The organism is Empedobacter sp. GD03861 (assembly GCF_029840885.1).
GTDB lineage: Bacteria > Bacteroidota > Bacteroidia > Flavobacteriales > Weeksellaceae > Empedobacter > Empedobacter falsenii_B.
Map to the genome: position 1 here is coordinate 15555 of NZ_JAOCDJ010000027.1, position 17730 is coordinate 33284.

The following is a 17730-nucleotide window of genomic DNA, read 5'->3' on the forward strand; positions in this document are numbered from 1 at the left end:
TTGCGTTATGAAAAATTTGTTTTTAATGCGTCATGCAAAAAGTAAATGGAACGAAAATGTTTCAGATCAATTTCGTTCTATCACAGAGATTGGTGAATTCAAAACGAAGAAAGTAGCAAATTATATTCATCAAAATTTTGAATTGAAATTTGATCAAATATTTTCGAGCAAAGCAGTTCGAGCAAAAGAAACTTCTCTACTTGTCAAACCTATTTTATTTCCTAATCAAACCATTCATATCGAAGATGATTTGTATACTTTTTCGCATTATTTATTAGACAAATGGATTAGAAATTTGGATAATGAATTGCAAAATGTTCTTATTTTTGGACATAATCCTGCGTTTACAGATATTACCAATCAGTTAGGAAATGAAATGATTTACAATCTTTCGACTTCTGGATTTGTCTGGATACAGTTTGATTCTGATAATTGGAAATCGATTCAAAAAGGAAAAACTATAAAAATAATTTTACCTAAAGAAATTAAATGAAAAAATATATAAACCGCGAAATCAGTTGGCTTTCTTTCAATGCGCGCGTGTTGCAAGAGGCTTCTGACGAAACAGTTCCGTTGTTAGAACGAATTCGTTTTTTAGGAATTTATTCGAACAATTTAGATGAATTTTATTCGGTTCGATATTCTACAATTTTGCGCTCGATACAGTTCAAAGATGTAGAAATTGTTTATCAAAATATTGTACCAGATCAAACGGACGAAGAATTGATCGATGAAATCAATGAAATTGTGCGTCAGCAGCGAGTCCAGTACGATGATTTGCATAATCAATTATTCAAAGAATTAGAGAATCACAATATTTTTGTGATAGATGATACATCGATTCCTGAGAATTATTTAGAATTTATTTCCGAATATTTTTACAACGAATTTATTCATACGGTTGGAGTTTTTATTTTAGATGATATTAAAAAAGCACCGCCTTTACGCGATGGATCGTTCTATTTAGCGGTGAAAATGCAATTAAAAGACAAAGTTCAATATGCACTTTTGATTGTTCCAACGCATTTATTTTCGCGTTTTATTGTGCTTCCAAAGTATGATCAAAATACGTATGTCATGTATTTGGAAGACATTATTCGTTTTCATTTGAAAGATATTTTCAAAATGTTTGATTTCGAAACAATTGAAGCACATTCCATCAAAATTACACGAGATAGCGAACTTGATTTTGATAACGATTTAGAACATAGTTTATTAGAAAAAGTCATCAATAGTTTAGAAAATCGTAAAAAAGGTGTTCCTGTCCGATTAGTTTATGATGCTGAAATTGCACCAGATACGTTGAAATTTTTCTTGAAAAAATTACGATTAGATGAATATGATAGTATCAATCCGGGAGGAAAATATCACAACAAACGAGATTTGATGAGCTTTCCAAGCTTTGACATTCCAAATTTAACGTACGAAAAAATAAAACCAATTATTCAGAAAAAACCTTTTGAATATAACAGTTATTTTCAGGCTTTTACGGAAAATGAGGAAATGATGATGGCGCCTTATCACGATTATTCTTTGTTGTTAAAATTTCTTCGAGAAGCTGCAATTGATCCTAAAGTAACCAAAATAAAAATTACAATTTATCGTGTTGCAAAGGATTCGCAAGTGATGCATTCGTTGATAAACGCAGCGATGAATGGAAAAGAAGTAACAGCTGTTTTGGAACTTCGTGCGCGATTTGATGAATCGAATAATGCGATGTGGTCGAAAAAATTGCAAGAAGCTGGTGTGAATGTTATTTTTGGGGTTCCGGGGTTGAAAGTACATTCGAAAATTGGTTATATCGAACGTAAACCAGAAGGAATGTTGGCGCAGAAATATGTGTTTATTAGCACAGGAAATTTTCATGCAGGAACAGCAAAAATTTATACAGATTATACGTATTTCACAACCAATCCGGGAATAACAAAGGATGTTGAACAGATTTTTAAATTTTTCGGAGCTAATTATTTGAACTTAACGTACAATCATTTATTGGTTTCACCTTATGGAACACGTAAAAAAATTGTCAAGATGATTAAACGAGAAATCAAAAATCATCAAGCTGGTTTACCTGCGGAGATCAACATGAAATTAAACAGTTTAAGCGATAAACAAATCATTGATTTATTGTATAAAGCTTCTCAAAAAGGAGTAAAAGTCCGTTTGGTTGTGCGTGGAATTAATTGTTTGATTCCTGGAGTTAAAAATCTTTCCGAAAATATTGAATGTGTCAGCGTTATTGATAAATTTTTGGAACATCCGCGTGTGTATTGGTTTAAAAATGCAGGCGATGACAAAGTTTATATTTCCTCTGCAGATATGATGGAACGTAATTTGGATAATCGTGTGGAAGTAGCGTGTCCGATTTACGATCATAAATTCAAAAAAATAGTTATGGATACGTTTAATTTGAGTTTTGAAGATAACGTAAAAGGTCGCCAAATAACGGCTGAATCTTCTTTAGAATACAAACGAAACAATAAAAAACCAAACCGCTCTCAGTTTACGACCTACGAATATTTTAAAAAATTAAACGAACAAGAAAATGAAGATTAGAAAATTAGGAGCAATAGATATTGGATCTAACGCCATGCGATTGTTGATTAATTATGTTTACGAAGAAGAAGGTCGTGCGCCAATTTTTAATAAAACCAGTATTGTGAGAATGCCTATTCGTTTGGGACACGATGTTTTTATTGATGGACAAATTTCCGAAACAAATATAGATCGTATCTGCGATGCTATGTTGTCTTATGCATTGATGATGAAGGTTTATGATATTGAAATCTATAAAGCTTATGCAACTTCTGCCATGCGCGAAGCCAAAAATGGAAAAGATGTTGTAAAAAAGGTGATTAAAAAATCTGGAATTAACATCGAGATTATAGATGGAAAAACCGAAGCTGAATTACTTTTTAATACTGAATTAGGTGATTTTATACAAGACGAAAAAATCTATTTGTATGTAGATGTTGGTGGTGGTAGTACCGAATTAACGTTATTAAAAGATAATAAGGTTTTTACGTCAAAATCCTTTGAAGTAGGAACTGTACGTTTGTTGGAAAATAAAGTTTCACCAAATACTTTTAACGAAATGAAACAATGGATTCACGAAAACATTGGTGATGATGAAGTCGAATTAATTGGTTCTGGTGGAAATATTAACCATGTATACAAATATTCAGGCGTAAAACTGGGAATGCCTTTGAGTAGTGTTTATGTCAAAAAACATTATCAAATTTTACAAACGATGACTGCTGAAGAACGTATGCAGAATTTCAATATGAAACCCGACCGTGCTGATGTAGTGGTTTATGCATTAGAAATTTATAGTAATGTACTAAAATGGTCGCATGCAAAGAAAATTCATGTTCCGAAAATTGGACTTTCGGACGGAATTATTCGAAAAGTATATAAAGATTTAGAAAAATAAATACTTCTATTATAAGGTCAGATTAATCTGGCCTTTTATTTTGATTAAAATTTTATAAAACAAAAAAAGCTTGAACAAATGTTCAAGCTTTCAGCGGAGAGTGAGGGATTCGAACCCCCGGAGGTGTGACCCTCAACAGTTTTCAAGACTGCCGCATTCGACCACTCTGCCAACTCTCCAATAACGCAGTTTATTGCGGTATTGCGAGTGCAAATATAGAACGCTTTTTCGAATTTGCAAACCTTAATTTAAAGTTTTTTTAATACAAAAACATAGTTTATTCAGTATCAAATAAATATTTTTAAAAAATTTTATACAATTATTACCAAAGCTATCTGAATAAGGAAGCCAAGCGTGAAAAACAAGGCTGCAAACTTCAATAAAGTAAAGCGAAAAGTTTCATTTATGATTAATTTATTAACCAATGGTTTCGAGATTTTTTCGTCCAAAAGCTTTTCTACTTTTTTATAGAAAATCAATAATAGAATTATAATCACCATAACAACTGTAAATACCAAAAAAGAACTCATCGAATGATAAAACATCATTCCCATCGCCATTCCTAATAAAGCTAGTATCAATTGTGGCAACTGGTTAATTGCTTTCCGAATCATTTCTTCGGTTTTACTTAACCAATCAACTCCAAGAATTTCTGGCGCAGCCATCCAAAATGCTACAAATTGTAATATCAAACCAAGTAAAGTAAAAATTTTTATCATTCTCAAAAATTCAATTATAGTTAAAGATAAAAAAAACCGTTTAAAATAAATTAAACGGTTTTCATATTATTCTTTTCAAAAAAGATTATTCTTCCTCTTCTTCCTCTTCTTCCTCTTCTTTCATCGTATGATAAACGTTATTTACGTCCTCATCTTCGTCAAATTTCTCTAACAATTTTTCGATGTCAGCTTTTTGTTCTTCTGTTAATTCTTTTGTCGTTTGTGGAATTCTTTCAAATTCTGACGAAATAATTTCGTATCCACCTTCTTCCAACGATTTATAGATTGTTCCATAATTTTCAAAAGGTGCAATTAATACAATTCCATCTTCATCCTCAAAAATCTCCTCTACTCCAAAGTCAATCATTTCAAATTCTAATTCCTCTAAATCTAGATTTTCAGGTTTTTGAATCTTGAAATTACAGATATGATCAAACATAAATTCAACAGAACCTTGCGTTCCTAATTGTCCATTACATTTACTGAAATAAGAACGAACGTTAGCTACTGTACGATTGTTGTTATTTGTAGAAGTTTCAACTAAAACGGCAATTCCGTGAGGTCCATAACCTTCAAAAATAACTTCCTTATAGTTTTCTGTATTTTTATCAGATGCTTTTTTGATTGCGCGTTCGATATTATCTTTAGGCATATTTACAGCCTTCGCATTCTGAATTACCGCGCGAAGATGAGAATTTGAATGCGGATCAGGTCCTCCTGCTTTTACTGCCATTACGATATCCTTCCCAATTTTAGTAAACGCTTTAGACATTGCCGCCCAACGTTTCATTTTACGTCCTTTTCTAAATTCAAATGCTCTTCCCATTTATACTTGTTTTAATAGTTGCAAATTTATTCATAAAACGAAAAAAATCCAAGAACTATGTCTTGGATTTTTAAGTTGTTAATATTTTAGAATGATTATTTCAATCCGTGGTATTTCAACATTGGTTCAATTGAAGGATTTTTACCTCTAAAATTTTTGTAAATCACATTCAAATCATCCGAATTCCCTTGAGAAAATACTTTATCTCTCAAAATTTGACCATTTTTACGTGACATTCCTCCATTTTCTATTGTCCATTCGTAGGCATCATGGTCTAACATTTCTGCCCAGATATATGCAAAATATCCCGCTGCATATCCTCCACCAAAAATATGGCTAAAATAAGAAGAACGGTAACGAGGCGGAACTTGTGGTAAATTTGTTTTATTATCAATTAAGGCTTGTTTCTCAAAATCGTCTACACTTGTAATTGTTTTATCAACTGAAACTGTATGCCAAGACAAATCTAAAGCTGCAGCAGAAAGTAATTCTGTTAACGTATAACCTTTGTTAAAGTTAGATGCTTTTTTCATTTTTTCTACCAACGCATCAGGAATCGCAGCTCCTGTTTGATAATGCTTTGCATAATTTTTTAAGATAGATGGTTCCGTTACATAATGCTCGTGAAATTGAGATGGAAACTCTACAAAATCTCTTGAAACATTTGTTCCAGATAAAGTTGGATATTTTTGATTCGCAAAGAAACCGTGCAACGCATGTCCAAATTCGTGGAAAGTTGTTACCACATCATCATACGAAATCAATGCAGGTTGACCATTTGCAGGTTTTGTGTAGTTTCCGACATTATAAATAACAGGTTTTGTGCCAAATAAGTGCGATTGCTCCACAATATTACTCATCCAAGCTCCCCCTTGTTTAGAATCTCTTTTGAAATAATCTGTATAAAATAATCCCAATTGCGAACCATCTTCATTAAACAATTCGTACACTTTTACATCTTCATGCCAAGTTGGTATATCTGTACGTTTTTTGAATGAAATTCCGTATAATTCTTTCGCCATAAAGAAAATTCCATTCTCTACAACTGAATCTAAAACGAAATAAGGTTTCATTTCATTTTCGTCGATATCATATTTCTCTTTACGAACTTTCTCTGCATAATAGTTCCAATCCGCAGCTGTTAATGTATTTGCTGGATTTTCTTTCTTCGCTAAGGCTTCAAATTCTTTTGCATCTTTTTGTGCCATTGCAGTTGCTGCCGGAATCATTTGATTTAAAATTCCTTTTGCTGCTGTAGGATTTTGCGCCATTTGATCTTGCAAATTCCATTCTGCATAATTTGCAAAACCTAATAATTTAGCTTTCTCCGCACGTTTTTTAACCAAAGTTAAAATTGTAGAACGTGTATCATTTTCATCTTTTTTCTCTGTTCTAATCCAAGCTGCATCAAATAATTTTTTTCTTGAAACTGCATTGGTCATATTTTGTAATTCAGGTTGTTGCGTTGTATTCAATAAACTGATTAAATATGTTCCATCAGCTTGTTTGAAAGCCTCTAAATCAGCATCACTCAAACCTACTAATTCTTCTTTCGTAAAAGTAACGCCACCAGATTTTGTTCCTTTTAATAATTGATTTGAGAATTTAGTTTCCAAAGAAGCGATTTCTCCATTCAATTTTTTCAATTCGTCTTTTTGTGCAGCAGATAAATTTGCGCCAGCCAATTCAAATCGTTGATAATATACATCTAACAAACGAGATGATTCTTTATCTAAATTCAATGATTTTTTATTGTCATGTAAAGTTTTTACACGTTGAAATAATTTATCATTCAAATAAATTGCATCGCTATGAGCCGCAAATTTAGGCGACATCTCCTCCTCTACTGCTTGCAATGTTTCGTTTGTATTTGCTCCAGTCAATAATCCAAAAACATGATTAACTCGTGTTAATAATTGACCAGATTTTTCCATTTCGACTAATGTATTTTCGAAAGTTGGTGCTTCAGAATTATTAGCAATTTTATTGATTTCGACTAATTGTTCAGCCATTCCTTGCAACAAAGCAGGTTTGAAATCTTCGTTTTTAATTTTCGAAAAATCAGCCGTTTGATAAGGTAATGTACTTACTTCAAAAAAAGGATTTTTATCGTTCCACATACTATTTGTTGACTTTTCGCTACAAGAAGTGGCTAGGATTGACGATCCAACCATCATTCCGTAAAAAAGTTTTTTATTAAACATTTTTATTATTTTTAGACCTAACGAAGTTAAACTTATAATGTGAAATTTCAAAAACATTCTGTTTTTCATTCAAACGATGGAAAATATTTAGGTTAAATCTTAAAAGTTAAATAATTAATAAACCTTACCGAAAAGGTTGAATTTTCTTCGACGAAAATAATTATCTTTGAAAAAGAGTGAGGAAAAATTTCACTCTTTTTTATTACCCTAAAAATCAATCCATTTTGTATTTAGATTTAGAAGAATTAAAATATTTATTAGCTGAAAGTGTTGAAGAATTGCCAAGTTGGGAATCACACCAAAAGCTTTCACCTCCATATCGTCAAAAATTTGATTTAGAATATGTAAAACGTACCAATCCTAGAAGTGCGTCTGTGATGATTTTATTGTATCAAAACGAAGATGGAGAAGTTGAATTCCCAGTAACCATGCGTGTTTCTTACGAAGGAGCGCATTCACATCAGTTTTCTTTGCCAGGTGGACAATTTGAAGAACAAGATATTAGTTTTGACGAAACTGCTATTCGCGAAACTATGGAAGAACTTGGTGTAGAGTACGAAAACATTGAGATTGTAAGACAATTGAGCGAAATGTATATTCCGCCAAGTAATTTCTTGGTTTATCCTTACATCGGAATTTATCATGGAGAACCACATTTCAATCCAGATGAGCGCGAAGTACAATACGTTGTTCCATTAAATTTGGAAGCTTTTTTGAATGCTGATTACGAAGTTTTTGAGAGAGAATTTTCTGGTCAAGTTGTCGAAATTCCTGGTTATAACATTGGTGATGATGAATTTCTTTGGGGCGCAACGGCAATGATTTTAGAAGAATTTAAAGATTATCTAAAAATCGTATTAAATTTGTAACTTAAACAATTAAGAACTCGTGTCTCAAAAAGCAAAGAAAAAGAACGCATTTCGCGATTCATTTGGACATTTATATTTCCTAAAAAGGACGTTAATTTTCTTATTAGGATCATTTACTTATAACCGTTACAATGGTTTTAATAAATTAAAAGTTAGCGGTACAAAAAACTTGGTTCATTTGCCAGCTCAAAATGTATTATTCGTTTCGAATCATCAAACTTATTTTGCTGATGTTTTCGCGATGTATCATGTATTTTGTAGTGTAAAAAATGGTTTTATTGATACCATCAAAAATCCAATTTATTTACTTAATCCTAAGATTGACTTTTATTACGTTGCCGCTGAGGAAACGATGAAAGATAATCTTTTGACGAAATTATTTGCCTACACAGGAGCAGTTACCGTAAAAAGAACGTGGCGTGCAAAAGGAGAAAATGTAAATAGAAAAGTAGATTTAAGCGAAATTAACAATATTGATATTGCGTTGCAAAGTGGTTGGGTAGTAACATTTCCGCAAGGGACTACAACTGCGTTTGCACCTGGTCGTCGTGGAACTGCACATTTAATCAAGAAAAATAAACCAATTGTAATTCCAGTTGTAATTGATGGTTTTCGTAGAGCTTTTGATAAAAAAGGTTTGCGTATTAAAAAACGTGGAATTAATGCGACAATGACATTCAAAGAGCCTTTGGAAATCGATTATGAAAATGATTCGAGTGATGCAATCATGAAAAAAATTATGAATGCAATTGAGCAAGCACCAGAATTTAATAAAGTTCGACCAATGGACGAAATTCTTGCTGAAAATAGTGAAAAATCATTGGATGATTATTTGAATGAAGACGACGAAGAGTTTGATGATTTCGAAGAAATGGGCTACGACGAAGAAAATAAAAAAGACTAAAAGAATACAACATACAAAATGAAAAAAGTTCATTTTATTGCAATTGGTGGAAGTGCTATGCACAATTTGGCGATTGCTTTGCACGAAAAAGGATATCAAGTAACAGGTTCTGACGACGCAATTTTCGAACCTTCGAAAACACGTTTGGACCAACGTAGAATTTTACCAGAAGAAATGGGTTGGTTTCCAGAAAAAATTACAACAGATTTAGATGCTGTGATTTTGGGAATGCATGCTCACGCTGATAATCCTGAAATGTTACGTGCTCAAGAATTAGGTTTAAAAATCTATTCATATCCAGAATATTTGTACGAACAATCAAAAGATAAAACGCGTGTTGTAATTGGTGGTTCGCATGGAAAAACGACAATTACATCAATGATTCTTCACGTTTTGCATTATCATAATATCGATGTTGATTATATGGTTGGTGCGCAATTGGATGGTTTTGATGTGATGGTAAAATTGACAGAAGACAACGAATTTATGATTATGGAAGGTGATGAATATTTATCATCTGCCTTAGATCGTCGTTCAAAATTCTTGTTGTATCAACCAAATATTGCGTTGATTTCAGGTATTGCTTGGGATCATATCAATGTTTTTCCAACGTTTGCAGATTACACTTCTCAATTCTCAAAATTCGTAGAATCTATCGTGAATGGAGGTGCTTTAATTTACAACGAAACAGACGAAGAAGTTGTTAAAGTGGTAGAAGAAACGGAGAAAGCAATCAAGAAATTCCCTTATCATTTACCAGAACATTTTATCGAAAATGGAATCACTTTTATCGAAACAGAAGATGGACCAATTCCGTTAGAAGTCTTTGGTAATCATAACTTGATGAATTTAGAAGGTGCTCGTGCAATTTGTAAACAATTAGGTGTAATGGATGATGATTTCAACGAAGCAATTCAATCATTCAAAGGCGCATCTAAACGTTTGGAATTAATTAATCGTACTTCTAATTTTGTTGCGTACAAAGATTTTGCGCATGCACCAAGTAAAGTAACTTCGGTGACCAATGCGGTAAAAGAACAATACACAGATAAAACAGTTGTGGGATGTTTAGAAATTCATACCTATTCGTCTTTAAATCCTGAGTTTTTGGTTCAATACAAAGGCGCTTTAGACAAAGCTGATATCAAAATTGTGATGTATAGCCCAGAAGCGTTAGAAATAAAACGTATGGAAATGATTTCTCCAGAAGATATCAAAAAAGCGTTTGGAGACGATTCGATTTTGGTGTTTACAAATGGTGAACAATTGCAAGATTATATCGAAAGTTTAGATAAAAAAGATAAAGTATTTTTGATGATGAGTTCAGGAAACTTCGGTGGAGTAAACTTGAATGAATTATTTAAATCATAAAAAAATCACCTTTCAAAAAAGGTAATTTCCACTTAAATATCTATAAAATATAGAAAAAGAGAACTTAATTTTTTAGGTTCTCTTTTTATTTTTTCTCAAATGGTCAAAATAATTATTTTGGGTTTTTGGATTACTTCTTTTCAAATATCAGTAAACTTAGAACTATTTTAAACTTTTTCGGAACTATTAATTTTAAAAACATTATTTTAGAAAAAAACAGAGGTGATATAAACTTTTAGTAATACTCTACTCACTTTTGTTAGCTTTCGCCATCAAAAACACCTCTGTTTTTACTATAAAATTATAGTGACCCTTTTGATAGTAACAAAGATGATAAAAATCGAGATTAAAAAAAGTTTGAAAAGTAGCCTAAAGATGTCCAAAACGGAAGTTATTGTAAACTTTTTCTAAACTGAGTTGGACTAATTTTTAGATGTTTTTTGAAAAAATTTCCGAATGAATATTGATCAGAAAAGTTTAACTCATTCGAAATTTCTGAGATTGTTTTAGATGTATCGCTCAACAATATTTTCGATTCACGAATCACAACAGAACTGATTAATTCTTTTGTAGTTCTACCCGTTATTGATTTGCAACATTCAGTTAAATATCTAACTGTAATATTCAGTTTATCTGCATAATATTTTGCATCTCTATTTTCTGTATAACCCTTATTTAAGTCATTCAAAAAACGTTTTACAATATCATCTTTTCGCGTTCCTTTTCTTACAATAATGGTTTGTTGTTTTGAAAGTTCGCTAAACGTTGTGTAAACAATCGCATAAAATAAATTGAATTGTAAATAACGCACGAATTTGGTCGATTTCTCTTGCAAACGCAACTTTAATTGCAATAAAAGCTGTATTAAAGCAGAGAATTCTATTTCATTGAAATGATAATTATTGACTCTACTTTCACCAAAAAATTGGTTATATTCATAACCACTCAAATCGATAATCGACGTATCTAAAATCTTTTTGGTTAAGACTAAACTCAATAATTCTAAATCAGATGATTTTGAAATTATTTGATAGGATTTGTTAGGTTCTGGGAAGAAAACATCGTGTTGTTTAAGTTTAATTTCTTGGTCATTTTGAGAAATAATTAAATAACCATGCTGAATAAAAATCGTCTGAATCAAATCTTTTTTCAAACGTTTATTCTCGACAGTTTGCTGAATAAATTCCTCTTGATCAAAAACATTAAAACTCTCCATAAATCAACACAATTTTCAGTTAATTTGACACAAATTTTAATCCAATAATTGAGCAGATTAAAGTCGTTAAAAAGAAAACACGCCAAAAACTTGCTGGTTCTTTAAAAATAAAAATTCCGACCAAAACTGTTCCGACCGCTCCAATTCCCGTCCAAACAGCATAAGCCGTTCCGATTGGTAATGTTTGCGTTGCTTTTACCAACAAAACCATGCTCACCGTTAAGAAAAATAAAAAACCACCATACCATAAATACGTTTCATTTCCGGTTGCTTCTTTTGCTTTTCCAAGACATGATGCGAAACCGACTTCGCACAATCCTGCGATTAGTAAAATTACCCAATTCATTTTTTACTGATTTGTTTATAAAAATTAAGACTACAAAAAATTGTAGCCTTAAAATTAATTATTTATTTTTTGAATTATTTACCGAAACTATCGCTAAATTCTACTTGACCTTTGATGTGTACTTCGCTCCATGTTTTAGAAACGCCATCTGCACCTTTGTGTAATTCGAAACAAGCCTGATTAAGAGCTTCCATCGCTTTTCCTGTGTTAAAATCCATCAAATCAACATCCGTTTCAATTGTAAAAACATTGTTCTCAAACGTCGATTTTACTTCATATTCTTTAGAAGCATTATTCAACGTTAAATTCAAGAAAGTTTTACCATCTCTGAAATGTAATTGACCTTTGATTTCGCTTGTATTGATCATATTTCCGAACAAAATATCTTTCAATTTTTGATCACGATCAATTTGATCTGAATTTAATGTAGCAACTGTCGCTATAATATTTGCACCTTCTAAAACTTCTTGAGGCGTTTTTCCATCTTCTTTTGCGTCTTTCACCAAAACAACATCAAAACGTCCTGAAACAGCCACTTTTTCTGTTGTTTTATAAGCCGTCCACTCAACTCCAGATTTTCTAATTACACCCTCTACAATTTCCGTTGGTTCTTCCACTGTAACAGCAGATTTAGCAGGTTGTTCAACTGGTTTTTCTTCTGTTTTATTCGTACAATTCATCAGCATTACTGATGCACAGCATATAATCGCTATAGATAATTTTTTCATTTCAAACTTTTATGCTACAAAAGTACAACAAGCCAAGACTAATTCACAATTGATTTTTAACATATTCTGAAAAAACTCTACTTTTGTAACATGATAAAAAATCTTCTAAATACATGTTTGATTATCATTTGTTTGCCATTTATCTTAATTTATGAGATTTATTGTTCGGTTTACAAATACAGAAAATAAATTGGTAACTTCGCTTTCAAATTGAAAAGATGAGCGAAAGAATAATAGGAATAATGGGTGCTATACCGCAAGAAATAAACGGTGTAGTCAATTTATTAACAAACAAGCAAGAACATAAAATTGGTCGAAGAAGTTATTTTACTGGAGAATTAAACAATCAAAAAGTTGTGGTCGTTTATTCTCGTGTTGGTAAAGTTGCTGCCTCTGCTACAGTTACAACTTTAATCCTTGAATTCAAAGTTTCTGAATTGATTTTTACAGGTGTTGCAGGTGGAATTCATGCTGATGTAAAAATTGGAGATATTGTGTTAGGGCAAAGTTTGATTCAACATGACATGAATGCTCAACCTCTTTTTCCTGCTTACGAAATTCCGATGTTAGGAAAAGCTTATTTTGAGGCTGATTCTTCTCAATTACAAGTTGCAACAACAGCTATTTTAGAAATTTTAGAAGAACAACATTTGCATAATGTGATTTCTGAAAAAGATTTGGATAAATTTAATATTCATCAACCTCAACTACATGTTGGCTTAATTGGTTCTGGAGATTTATTTTTCTCGACAAATTCTCAGAAAGAAAAATTACAACAAAACTTACCCGAAATGCTTTGTGTCGAAATGGAAGGCGCTGCTGTAGCACAAGTTTGTTATGAATTTGATATTCCTTTTATCATCATCAGAACAATATCAGACGATGCCGACGATCATTCTACATTAGATTTTAATAGTTTTATAGAAAAAATTTCGAATGTATATTCAATAGAGATTATTAAGAACATCATCAAGTAAAAAGTCCTTTAAAAAGGGCTTTTTTATGATGCACACATTAATAAAAAAAATCATCAAAAGATTTGATGATTTGCTTTCCAAATATTTAAAATGGATTGTGGGGAGAGCAGGATTCGAACCTGCGAAGGTTACCCAACGGATTTACAGTCCGTCCTCGTTGGCCGCTTGAGTATCTCCCCGCCTAATAATAAAGTATTCTTCAAAAAAGAAGAGCCGATAGAGGGACTCGAACCCACGACCTGCTGATTACAAATCAGCTGCTCTAGCCAGCTGAGCTACATCGGCGATTTTTTATTTTTGTTTTAAAAGTAAAATATAAACTTTTTTGGAGCCGATAGAGGGACTCGAACCCACGACCTGCTGATTACAAATCAGCTGCTCTAGCCAGCTGAGCTACATCGGCTTTTTAGTGGGGAGAGCAGGATTCGAACCTGCGAAGGTTACCCAACGGATTTACAGTCCGTCCTCGTTGGCCGCTTGAGTATCTCCCCGACCTATATTTTTGTTGAGCCGATAGAGGGACTCGAACCCACGACCTGCTGATTACAAATCAGCTGCTCTAGCCAGCTGAGCTACATCGGCAAAAATATTATTATTTGAATATTTCAAATTGAAAACAGGAGATTCATTTCTCGAAAGAAGTGTTGTTCCTTTTTCGTGGTGCAATATTAGGGCAGTTTTTCGAAACTCGCAAATGTTTTTTCAAAAAAAAGTAGAAGTTTTTTCTAAAAAATCACTTCAATTTTGAAAATCAGAATTTTAGAATTCAAAAAAAAATTAAACTTTTTTTCAATAAAAGTAAAAAAGATAATATTCTATTTACATTAGAGTCCCTATTTTTGTAGTCAATTAATCATTAATGCATCTTATCATACAAATTTTGCAACTTTTCGGAGCAATTGCTTTGTTCATTTTTGCGATAAAACTATTAAGCGAAAATTTACAAGCGTTATCTGGATCGAATTTTAAACGTACTCTAAACAAATTAACCAAAAACAATTTATCGACAATTGTTACAGGTACTTTTTTTACAACAGCCATACAATCTTCCTCGGCTGCAAGTGTGTTTATATTGGGATTTGTAAATGCTGGATTGATTAATTTGCGAAAAGCATTTGGTTTGATATTAGGTGCAAATATCGGAACTACGCTTACATTGTGGTTGGTCTATTTCGGAATGAAATTCGATTTGATACAAATTGCATTGCCTCTTATATTAGTGGCTTTTCCATTTTATTTATCGAAAAAACGTAATCAAAGAAAAGTAGGTGGAATTTTATTTTCGCTTTCGTTACTTTTTCTTTCGCTTTATTTCCTGAAAACTTTTTTGCCTTCTATCGAAAGTCATCAAAAGTTACAAGAGTTTTTTCAGCATTTATCGAATTATGGTTTATTGACTAATTTGTTATTTATTCTATTCGGAATATTATTAACGGTTTTAGTCCATTTTTCATCAGCATCCATTACGATTGCAATTTTATTAGCGAGCAAAGGTTTACCTATCGAATTAGCTGCAATGATCGTTTTGGGAGCAAATATCGGAACAACTTTTACAGCCCATTTAGTTGCAGCAATTGGTGATAAATACACGAAAGTTGTCGCAGCATTTCATACATTTTTCAATATTGTAATTGCGTTGATTTTTATGTTGATTGCTAACATTGTTTTAAAATTTATTGGCTCAACAATTTCATCGAATTTCGCTGTTCAATTGATTACTTTTGATACGATTAGTAATTTGGTTGGGGTAATTTTATTTACGCCTTTTATCAATAAAATAGCTTTCTATTGTCAGAAAAAATATTTCTCTGTAAAATCTACTGACAATAAATTAGAATTTTATGCGATTCCATTTGGAACAAATTCTGACCTATATAAAAATGAAGCCAACAAAAAACTTCTGAAACTCGCTTCTACAACGAAACAAACGATTTATACGCTTGGACGAATGATTACTGAAAGTGATGAAGAGAAGATTTTGGTTTTTCGTGAACGAATTTTGGAACTCGAAAAAGAAGGCGATCAATTGGAGCGAGAAGTCAATGAATTTTTGAATGAAATTGCTGATTTAGATTTACCAAACGAAAATACAATTGCGATTCATCAGTTAATTACACTTTGTCATCATTTGGAAAGTGTGGGTGATATTGCAATTAAAATTTCTTCTATTCATCGTCGTCGTAGAATGACAAACAGTTATTTTACACCAAAAATGAGAACCTATTTGGTCGAATTTCAAAACAATTTAGATCAAACAACACGAATTTTAAATCAAAATCTGAACGAAACACAAGAAGAAGTTTCTATTAAACAAGCGGAGTTTATCGAAAAAACGATTAATACGATTTACAAAGAAGCCGAAGCAAATTTAATGAAGACGATCGAAAAAGAGAAACTTTTGACGACAAGTGCGCTTTTCTACAAAGATCTAATTCAGAATTACGAAATTCTTGGCGATCATCTTTACAAAGCCAATGCAACAATTGTTAAGCTAAAAAATCAGTAGATTTTTGTAAGTTTAAAGAAATTATCTAAATATGAATATAATTTCTAAAATTTTATCAATTATTCTAATTATTATTTTCTCTACATTAATTGCTATTCTTTTTGGAATTTGTCATAATCAAATATCTTTTTCAATCTCTAATGAATTATTTGAAAAATATTTTTTCTTTCAATTTGGAACTTCAGAATGGAATATTACTAATCCGAGAATAAACGCAGCTATTGTTGGATTTTTAGGTACTTATTGGTTAGGTTTTTATTTTGGTTTAATATATTCTGTAATATTTTTATTTTTAAAAACATCTAATAATTTAAAATATATCTTTAATTCAATAGTTATAAATTTCACTTTTGCTTTAATTGGAAGTCTTTTAGGGTATTTTATTGCAATCCTATTTTTTGATCTAGAAAATGTGCCTTTTAAAGTTGAAATAGATATTATTAATATTAAAAATTATATTAATGCTATGTTTATGCATTCAGGTGCCTATTATGGTTCTTATTTCGGAATGGCTATTTCAATAATCTATTTAATTTATAAAAATCAAAAGAATAATTAATTTTTCGCACACTTCTACTCTATTTTGTAATTTTGCAAAATGTTTGATTCAAAGCAAATTTTTTCTATTCAATCCGAAAAAGATTTCCAAAACGTAGCATTGGAAGTTTTCCGTTATCAAGCGCAAGAAAATGAAGTCTACAAAAACTTCTTAAATTTCTTGAACGTTGATTATTCTACTGTAAAACACACCAACGAAATTCCTTTTTTACCGATCCAGTTTTTTAAGAAATTTGAATTGATTTCGGGAAATCGTGAAGTGGAAAAGATTTTTACAAGTTCTGGAACAACTGGAATGTCGACAAGTAAACATTTAGTAACGGATTTGGCATTGTATCATTATAGTTTAGAAAAATGTTTTGAACAATTTTACGGACCTCTTTCCGATTACACTATTTTCGCGCTTTTACCTTCGTATTTGGAGCGTACAGGTTCGTCTTTAATTGATATGGTGGAGTATTGGATTGAGAAATCTGGCAGCGATAAAAGTGGTTTTTATTTGTATAATCACGATGAATTGTACGAAAATATTCTCGCGCATGAAAAAACGGGTAAAAAAGCTATTTTGATTGGTGTTTCGTTTGCTTTATTAGATTTTGTTGAAAATTATAAAATGAATTTGCAGCATACAATTGTGATGGAAACTGGCGGAATGAAAGGTCGCAAGAAGGAAATTACGCGCGAAGAATTGCATTCAATTTTGAAAAATGGTTTCGGCACAAATGAAATTCATTCGGAATATGGAATGACGGAATTGCTTTCGCAAGGATATTCTAGAGGAGATTTGACATTTAAATCGCCAAATTGGATGCGAATTCTGATTAGAGAAACCGAAGATCCTTTCCAGTATGTTGAAGAAGGAAAAACAGGTGGCGTAAATGTGATTGATTTAGCAAATTACAATTCGATTAGTTTTATTGCAACTGATGATTTAGGTAAAAAAATAACTCACAATCAATTTGAAATATTAGGACGTTTCGATCATTCGGATGTGCGAGGTTGTAATTTGATGGTGATTGAATAATAAATAAAATCCCGCACTGAAAAATTCAGTGCGGGATTTTGTTTATTTC

16 protein-coding genes and 6 tRNA genes are annotated in these 17730 nt (G+C 31.7%); 10 read left to right on the plus strand and 12 right to left on the minus strand.

Annotation, left to right across the window (positions count from 1 at the left end):
• Nucleotides 1–7 precede the first annotated feature (7 nt).
• From N5D03_RS11265 to N5D03_RS11275, 3 genes are read left to right on the plus strand one after another with little or no spacing between them, the layout of a single operon-like run.
• Nucleotides 8–493: a histidine phosphatase family protein gene (locus N5D03_RS11265; protein WP_038336593.1), complete on the plus strand. Its 486-nt coding sequence runs from the start codon at nucleotides 8–10 to the stop codon at nucleotides 491–493.
• Entirely contained in the window at nucleotides 490–2556 is a 2067-nt protein-coding gene (ppk1, locus tag N5D03_RS11270) for a polyphosphate kinase 1 (RefSeq protein ID WP_219034771.1), read from the plus strand. The genes N5D03_RS11265 and ppk1 overlap by 4 nt, the downstream gene beginning before the upstream one ends.
• A complete protein-coding gene (locus N5D03_RS11275) occupies nucleotides 2546–3433 on the plus strand; it encodes an exopolyphosphatase (protein WP_219034770.1) in 888 nt (295 codons plus the stop codon). The genes ppk1 and N5D03_RS11275 overlap by 11 nt, the downstream gene beginning before the upstream one ends.
• 94 nt (nucleotides 3434–3527) lie before the next feature.
• On the opposite strand, the gene N5D03_RS11280 is transcribed toward N5D03_RS11275, so the two are convergent.
• From N5D03_RS11280 to N5D03_RS11295, 4 genes are all read right to left on the minus strand, one after another.
• Nucleotides 3528–3612, minus strand: a tRNA-Ser gene (locus N5D03_RS11280).
• Nucleotides 3613–3744: 132 nt separating this feature from the next.
• On the minus strand, nucleotides 3745–4152 hold the full coding sequence (locus N5D03_RS11285; RefSeq protein ID WP_280051701.1) for a hypothetical protein: 408 nt from the start codon (nucleotides 4150–4152) through the stop codon (nucleotides 3745–3747).
• An 85-nt stretch (nucleotides 4153–4237) separates the two neighbouring features.
• Entirely contained in the window at nucleotides 4238–4978 is a 741-nt protein-coding gene (locus N5D03_RS11290) for a YebC/PmpR family DNA-binding transcriptional regulator (RefSeq protein ID WP_115001315.1), read from the minus strand.
• Between the two features lie 95 nt (nucleotides 4979–5073).
• Nucleotides 5074–7182: a M3 family metallopeptidase gene (locus tag N5D03_RS11295; RefSeq protein WP_280051702.1), complete on the minus strand. Its 2109-nt coding sequence runs from the start codon at nucleotides 7180–7182 to the stop codon at nucleotides 5074–5076.
• A 224-nt stretch (nucleotides 7183–7406) separates the two neighbouring features.
• Here N5D03_RS11295 and N5D03_RS11300 point away from each other — a divergent pair, with 224 nt between their 5' ends.
• From N5D03_RS11300 to N5D03_RS11310, 3 genes are read left to right on the plus strand one after another with little or no spacing between them, the layout of a single operon-like run.
• Nucleotides 7407–8051 (plus strand): CoA pyrophosphatase, encoded by a 645-nt coding sequence (locus N5D03_RS11300; RefSeq protein WP_115001319.1) that lies wholly within the window; start codon nucleotides 7407–7409, stop codon nucleotides 8049–8051.
• 19 nt (nucleotides 8052–8070) lie between these two features.
• Entirely contained in the window at nucleotides 8071–8955 is an 885-nt protein-coding gene (locus tag N5D03_RS11305) for a lysophospholipid acyltransferase family protein (protein ID WP_038334575.1), read from the plus strand.
• Between the two features lie 18 nt (nucleotides 8956–8973).
• The gene (locus N5D03_RS11310; RefSeq protein WP_280051703.1) at nucleotides 8974–10326 is read left to right on the plus strand and encodes a Mur ligase family protein; all 1353 of its coding nucleotides are present in this window, start codon (nucleotides 8974–8976) and stop codon (nucleotides 10324–10326) included.
• A gap of 391 nt (nucleotides 10327–10717) precedes the next feature.
• On the opposite strand, the gene N5D03_RS11315 is transcribed toward N5D03_RS11310, so the two are convergent.
• From N5D03_RS11315 to N5D03_RS11325, 3 genes are all read right to left on the minus strand, one after another.
• Nucleotides 10718–11542: a helix-turn-helix domain-containing protein gene (locus N5D03_RS11315; protein ID WP_280051705.1), complete on the minus strand. Its 825-nt coding sequence runs from the start codon at nucleotides 11540–11542 to the stop codon at nucleotides 10718–10720.
• A gap of 19 nt (nucleotides 11543–11561) precedes the next feature.
• The gene (locus tag N5D03_RS11320) at nucleotides 11562–11888 is read right to left on the minus strand and encodes a multidrug efflux SMR transporter (protein ID WP_280051706.1); all 327 of its coding nucleotides are present in this window, start codon (nucleotides 11886–11888) and stop codon (nucleotides 11562–11564) included.
• A 74-nt stretch (nucleotides 11889–11962) separates the two neighbouring features.
• A complete protein-coding gene (locus N5D03_RS11325; RefSeq protein WP_115001325.1) occupies nucleotides 11963–12616 on the minus strand; it encodes a YceI family protein in 654 nt (217 codons plus the stop codon).
• Between the two features lie 218 nt (nucleotides 12617–12834).
• On the opposite strand from N5D03_RS11325, the gene N5D03_RS11330 reads away from it, so the two are divergent.
• Nucleotides 12835–13593, plus strand: coding sequence for a 5'-methylthioadenosine/adenosylhomocysteine nucleosidase (locus N5D03_RS11330; RefSeq protein ID WP_280051707.1), 759 nt, complete (start codon nucleotides 12835–12837; stop codon nucleotides 13591–13593).
• Nucleotides 13594–13691: 98 nt separating this feature from the next.
• Here N5D03_RS11330 and N5D03_RS11335 read toward each other — a convergent pair.
• The 5 genes from N5D03_RS11335 to N5D03_RS11355 all read right to left on the minus strand — a co-directional run bounded on the left by N5D03_RS11335 (nucleotide 13692) and on the right by N5D03_RS11355 (nucleotide 14175).
• Nucleotides 13692–13772 (minus strand) — tRNA-Tyr (locus tag N5D03_RS11335).
• Nucleotides 13773–13804: 32 nt separating this feature from the next.
• Nucleotides 13805–13878: transfer RNA gene (locus N5D03_RS11340), tRNA-Thr, on the minus strand.
• A gap of 41 nt (nucleotides 13879–13919) precedes the next feature.
• Nucleotides 13920–13996, minus strand: a tRNA-Thr gene (locus N5D03_RS11345).
• 7 nt (nucleotides 13997–14003) lie between these two features.
• Nucleotides 14004–14084 (minus strand) — tRNA-Tyr (locus N5D03_RS11350).
• Nucleotides 14085–14101: 17 nt separating this feature from the next.
• Nucleotides 14102–14175: transfer RNA gene (locus N5D03_RS11355), tRNA-Thr, on the minus strand.
• Nucleotides 14176–14452: 277 nt separating this feature from the next.
• Here N5D03_RS11355 and N5D03_RS11360 point away from each other — a divergent pair.
• Genes N5D03_RS11360 through N5D03_RS11370 form a run of 3 tightly spaced genes read left to right on the plus strand, consistent with a single transcriptional unit; the run spans nucleotide 14453 to nucleotide 17681 of the window.
• The gene (locus tag N5D03_RS11360) at nucleotides 14453–16099 is read left to right on the plus strand and encodes a Na/Pi symporter (RefSeq protein WP_280051708.1); all 1647 of its coding nucleotides are present in this window, start codon (nucleotides 14453–14455) and stop codon (nucleotides 16097–16099) included.
• A gap of 31 nt (nucleotides 16100–16130) precedes the next feature.
• Complete coding sequence (locus N5D03_RS11365; protein WP_280050012.1) at nucleotides 16131–16658, plus strand: hypothetical protein; 528 nt, start codon at nucleotides 16131–16133, stop codon at nucleotides 16656–16658.
• A gap of 39 nt (nucleotides 16659–16697) precedes the next feature.
• Nucleotides 16698–17681 carry an acyl transferase gene (locus N5D03_RS11370; RefSeq protein ID WP_280051709.1) on the plus strand — a complete coding sequence of 328 codons (984 nt, stop codon included), beginning with the start codon at nucleotides 16698–16700 and terminating at the stop codon, nucleotides 17679–17681.
• The last annotated feature ends 49 nt before the right edge of the window (nucleotides 17682–17730 follow it).